Origin of the sequence: Leptolyngbya sp. CCY15150, from assembly GCF_016888135.1 — a bacterium.
In the GTDB taxonomy this organism is placed as follows: Bacteria; Cyanobacteriota; Cyanobacteriia; order RECH01; family RECH01; genus RECH01.
Map to the genome: position 1 here is coordinate 1 of NZ_JACSWB010000127.1, position 4,917 is coordinate 4,917.

Genomic DNA, 4,917 nt, shown 5'->3' on the forward strand with positions numbered 1-4,917 from the left:
CGTCGATGTCAACGGGAGGGGCTGCCACGAAGGCAATGATGAAACAGATGGTGGCGGTGAGCAGGGTGGGGATCATCAGAACGCCGAACCAGCCTACGTAGAGGCGATTTTCGGTGCTGGTGACCCAGTTACAAAACTGCTCCCACAGATTGGCGCTTTCGCGCTGCTGTAGTGTCGTGGTCATGGGTTTATAAGTCCTTAACTGCAAAAGCTGCAAGTTTTATGTATGAATACAGGTTACCTTTCTTTACAAACAAATGTAAAGGAATATTGCCAAATATTTAATTATCAGTTTCATAAGTTTTAGTTATAGGCAAGGAGAGGTCGTGATGGATATCACCCCGATCCGATGACGGATTTCACGCCAACCCAGGAGCGATCGCACACCTGCCCTCCCATAGCCGTCACATCCAAGGTTGGGGTGATCTGGGATAGTGAAGTTAATCTACACCGACGCCCCACGCCCCCATCAGGACTTGCCCCCATGTCTCACCCAACCGCCCAAACCCACAACATCCAATCCCAGTCCCTGCGCCGCTTGCTGTATCAAGCCGTTGAGTGCCATAACGCTCACCCCTTTGTGAGAGAAGTGCGATCGCGCCTTGAGGACACTCAGAATTCTCCATCGACCCAGCAGCACTAGGTTGGGCGATCGCAGGTGGATCGATACCTTGCCACCGGATCGTTTCTAGCTGCCATCCTGAGAGACCGAAGGCAACCCTCCAGGCCGGCTCTCATTTAAGGCTCTCATGGACTGCCTTTACTGAACGTCTAGGATCTGCTGCACCAGCTCCAAATTGCGCTGAGCCTCTGTATAGTTAGGCTGCAGCCTCAGAGCTTCCTCATAGGCCGCAGCGGCCGCTTCAAACTGATTCTGAAAAAACCGCACATTACCCAAATTGTTATAGGCCGAAGCATAGTCAGGATCGAGGGCGATCGCTGCCTCATAGGAAGTAATCGCTGCCTCAAACTGATTGCGGTTGTAGAATGCCACGCCCAGGTTGTTATGGATCGTGGCGTCGTCAGGGCTAATCTGAATTGCCTGTTGATAGATCTCGATCGCTGCCTCTAGCTGACCTTGCTGACGCAGAACAATGCCCAAATTACTGTAGGCCGAAGCATAGTCTGGGTCGATGGCGATCGCCTCTTGAAAAGCCGCTTGCCCTTCCGTCAGTCGCCCTTGCTTGGCCAACGCCACGCCCAAATTGTTGTAGGCGCTCACCAACTCTGGATCCAGAGCGATCGCCTGTTGATGGGCAGCGATCGCTTCATCTAAATTGCCTTGGCGGTTGAAGGTGACCCCTAAACCATTGTGGGCATCGGCTAAGTCCTGGTCTAGATCCAACGCTTGACCATAGGCCGCGATCGCCTCATCCAACTGGCCCAACTCTCGCAAAGCATTCCCTAAATTGGCATGGGCTGATGCGTTACTGGGTTCTCGGTCAATCACCTGCTGCCAAATCTCCGCAGCCGCGCTGTAGTCTTTGTCGGCTTCCGCCGCTTCTCCCTGCTGCACCAGTTGCAGAATCGAGTCCGTCTGCGAAGCCACGGCGATCGCTGGCATCGGCAATCCTAGCCCTAAACCAAGACTGAGCAGCACAATCGACCTACGGAACGACGAGGCAGAGAAACCCAAAGCTATCATGACCCATGACCTCGGCAGGATGTATTGTCCTATTGTACAAACTTGATCCAGAAAGTCCTGTACACCTTCGACCAACCAACGCTAGGGTAGCTCAGATGTATGCACCGTCAGGCGATAGGAGGTTTCCTGATTACTGGTGGAGAACACCTGGATGTAATAGGTGCCGGGTACGGTATCGCCAAACGCTAGCTCATTTTGGCGACCTAGATTATCAAACACAGCAATTCGTTGGAGATTACTGTTGTACGTGACAAATCCTGCTTCTCCACGCAGACCGGTGAGGGAAATCACCGCATGGCTGTCGTCCGTGACCTTAATCCGATAAATATCTGACGCATCACGTCCGCCAATGACATCCCGAACATTGATCGTACGGTTCGCAAACAGCCCTAGATTGTTTGCGGTGGAAAATTGATCGTCATTCCGCAGACGCGATCGCAATCGATCAATCGATCGAATAGCCGTCCCTGGTTGCGGAACTCCTTGAGTGAGCCCATTCCCCATAAACATCTGCGATCGCGTTTGATTGGACGGTAACTGAGCCGCTGGCACCACCACGGAATGCACTGTTAGCCGATAGCCCGAATTGCGATTGTCTGCAGAAAACACCTTGATGTAGTAGGTGCCAGCAGGGGTAAAGCCATAGGCCAACTCCGACTGACGACCGGGATTATCTAGCAGTTGCAGTTGTCGCCCACGGCTATCGAGGGTAGCAATATCCACGTCACTGCGGAGATTGATCAGAGAAATAACTGTGTAGCTACTGCGAGCAAATTTAACTTTGTACACATCAGCTGAATCGAGCGTCCCCACCGATTCTCGAATGAAACGAGTGGTGTTGGCGAATGTACCTAGGTTAAACGCCTGCCTAGGGGTATTTCCAGCTAAATCATCGGTCATTCTTATCACCTCACGAAGAGAGCGATCGCTGCCCTTGCATTGCCCATGATTATGGGAGGAGCGATCGCCCAAGTATAGTGAATTTTTTAGCAACTACCTACATTCTTCCTGGTGCTTTAAGAAGAAACCTGGCTAGGGCGTTGCATCATCTTGATATTGGGGTAAATCGCGTAGCGTTGGCAGATCTTGGTCAGACTGGGGCTTCTCCGCCAGACCAAAACGATACATGACGATCGCCACTCCACCGCCCACCAACAGGCCCATACCCAAGCCAAAGGCTAGCAGCATCAAAAATAATCGTCGCAGCTTGTTCCTTGTGGCGATCGCCCGTTCCCGGATCTCCGGTTCAACAAACACCTTTTCGAGCACATCGTCATCCTGCAACGGACGGCGGCGTTGCAGCAGATAGTCATCAATGCCGGACTGGGAATCAAAGTCGAAGGGAGGCTGAGACATAGGACAGGATTAGGACGGCATAGGGAAAAGAGCACAGAAGCAAGCAGGGCTGAGCCAGGGTTGGGTGAAGCGCAAAAACCACAGGATCTTTCTAACTCTAACGTTAGTTCGGGTTAAGGGGGGTTGTTCAGCTTGTTGGATGAAAGAGTCAAGATCTCAGACCCCGAGAGAACGAGGCTTTCAGCCTAGCTCGATCTCAGGTTAGCTCTAGGATAAATCTAGCGATCGCGTTTCGAGCTTCGCTTGCAGGGCCTCAACGCTAGGGAGCTGTTCTTGCCATTGTTCAGGCAGCGATCGCGTTAGTTGGTACTCTGCCACACCCATGGGCCGGCCAATGTCCCGCAGGGCATATTCCACCACCGTTTTATTTTTCCCCTTACACAAAATAATGCCAATACTCGGTTGGTCGTCAGCATGGCGCAGGCGTTCATCTACGGCAGCTAGGTAGAAGTTCATTTTGCCGGCAAATTCTGGCTCAAATTTGCTGATCTTCAGATCAATCACCACATAGCAGCGCAACGCCAGGTGATAGAACAACAGATCAATATAGAAGTCATCCCCGTCCACCGTGAGGTGATATTGATTGCCCACCAGCGCAAAACCAACCCCCAATTCCAGCAAAAAAGCGGAGATTGATTGCAGCAACGCCCGTTCTAAATCACGCTCTTGAACATCGTCCCTGAGGTTCAAAAAATCAAAGTGGTAGGGATCTTTGAGCAGATCTTGGGCTAGATCCGATTGAACCGGCGGCAGGGTGCGATCGAAGTTATTGAGGGCTTGACCGCGCCGATGGTAGAGATCGGCATCAATCTGGTGCTCTAAAACATGACGACTCCAGCCATGTTCAATCGTTTGGCGACTATACCAAAGGCGTTCATCTAGATTTTTGACCCGGTCTAACAGGCGGACATTATGCCCCCAGGGAATATCTGCAACAAGCTGTTGCACCAGTTCAAGATCTGGGTAGGCTTCAGCAAACGCCCTCATATAGCGAAGGTTGCGGGCAGCAAAGCCCTTCATATCAGGAAACGACTGACGCAGATCCGCCGACAAGCGATCGATCACCTTCGCCCCCCAACCTTGGTGCTGCTGCTGTTGCAAAATTGCGGTGCCAATCTGCCAATAGAGCATGACCAGCTCTCGATTCACCGATAGAGCCGCCTTCACCTGCGCCGTGCGGATTTGCGCTTTGAGGTGGGTGAGCAGGGCATCATAGTGCTCGGGGAAGGTGAGGGTCATAGAGGGCGATCGCATGGAATTCCGCTATTCTAGTCTGTGCTTGAAGCAGCTTTCACCTGAATGCCAGCATCCAACGATCTGAGAATGACAAGGTTTACATAAAAATCCCCGGCAGGCCCGGGGAACGTCTAAGTGATGTGTCTATTTATAGGATGCCCAAGGATAAAAGAGCGATCGCCTTCCTTTTGGTAGAGCAATCAAAAAATTTCATAAAAAAACCCGGTGGATAGGATACCGGGTAGATGCTCTGTTAAGCGTAAACAGAGTATGCCCATCCTGCAGACGAGAATAAACATCTCCGCACAATCTACATCCCAGCAGTATTTTCACCCATCTCACTTCACGTCATCTTCATCATTCTGTTCCGTCACTCGGCTCTGCCATCCTACGTAGACAGCTCGTTCACATCTACCGGCACCACACGTTGATAGCCATCTAGAACCATTGACAGCCATCTAGGAATAACGTTATTCCTAACGTAGACCATCCCCCTGAATCATTCAGTCCCTAGCATGTCTGCAAGGCAGGATGGTGCTAATGGAGCCGACCACCGTCGTAGGCAACCCAACCTGATTGCCCACAGCAATTCTCAGTATGAACATCTTGCATGAGCTTATTGAGAACAGTGTCAATAGATTTGTTGAAAAAGCTCATTCTTTCGTTCAGGATTCGGCAGA

General features: G+C 51.4%; 5 protein-coding genes and 1 pseudogene. 1 reads left to right on the forward strand and 5 read right to left on the reverse strand.

Features of this window, described 5'->3' with window-relative positions:
• A pseudogene (locus JUJ53_RS02840) lies at positions 1-184 on the reverse strand (photosystem II q(b) protein); the annotation flags it as partial.
• A gap of 165 nt (positions 185-349) precedes the next feature.
• Between JUJ53_RS02840 and JUJ53_RS02845 the strand changes: the two are divergent.
• Complete coding sequence (locus JUJ53_RS02845) at positions 350-643, forward strand: hypothetical protein (protein ID WP_204150469.1); 294 nt, start codon at positions 350-352, stop codon at positions 641-643.
• 117 nt (positions 644-760) lie between these two features.
• Here JUJ53_RS02845 and JUJ53_RS02850 read toward each other — a convergent pair whose 3' ends face one another.
• The 4 genes from JUJ53_RS02850 to JUJ53_RS02865 form a co-directional block, all read right to left on the reverse strand.
• Positions 761-1,645, reverse strand: a complete 885-nt coding sequence (locus JUJ53_RS02850) for a tetratricopeptide repeat protein (RefSeq protein WP_204150470.1) — start codon at positions 1,643-1,645, stop codon at positions 761-763.
• A gap of 81 nt (positions 1,646-1,726) precedes the next feature.
• Positions 1,727-2,638 (reverse strand): hypothetical protein, encoded by a 912-nt coding sequence (locus tag JUJ53_RS02855; RefSeq protein ID WP_204150471.1) that lies wholly within the window; start codon positions 2,636-2,638, stop codon positions 1,727-1,729.
• 39 nt (positions 2,639-2,677) lie between these two features.
• A complete protein-coding gene (locus JUJ53_RS02860; RefSeq protein ID WP_204150472.1) occupies positions 2,678-3,001 on the reverse strand; it encodes a hypothetical protein in 324 nt (107 codons plus the stop codon).
• A gap of 207 nt (positions 3,002-3,208) precedes the next feature.
• Positions 3,209-4,255 carry a PDDEXK nuclease domain-containing protein gene (locus JUJ53_RS02865; protein WP_239124732.1) on the reverse strand — a complete coding sequence of 349 codons (1,047 nt, stop codon included), beginning with the start codon at positions 4,253-4,255 and terminating at the stop codon, positions 3,209-3,211.
• Positions 4,256-4,917: the final 662 nt, after the last annotated feature.

Bases quoted from the DNA above. Each gene is read 5' to 3' on its own strand.
- JUJ53_RS02845 (WP_204150469.1), top strand. From the start codon at position 350: ATGACGGATTTCACGCCAACCCAGGAGCGATCGCACACCTGCCCTCCC.
- JUJ53_RS02850 (WP_204150470.1), bottom strand. From the start codon at position 1,645: ATGATAGCTTTGGGTTTCTCTGCCTCGTCGTTCCGTAGGTCGATTGTG.
- JUJ53_RS02860 (WP_204150472.1), bottom strand. From the start codon at position 3,001: ATGTCTCAGCCTCCCTTCGACTTTGATTCCCAGTCCGGCATTGATGAC.
- JUJ53_RS02865 (WP_239124732.1), bottom strand. From the start codon at position 4,255: ATGCGATCGCCCTCTATGACCCTCACCTTCCCCGAGCACTATGATGCC.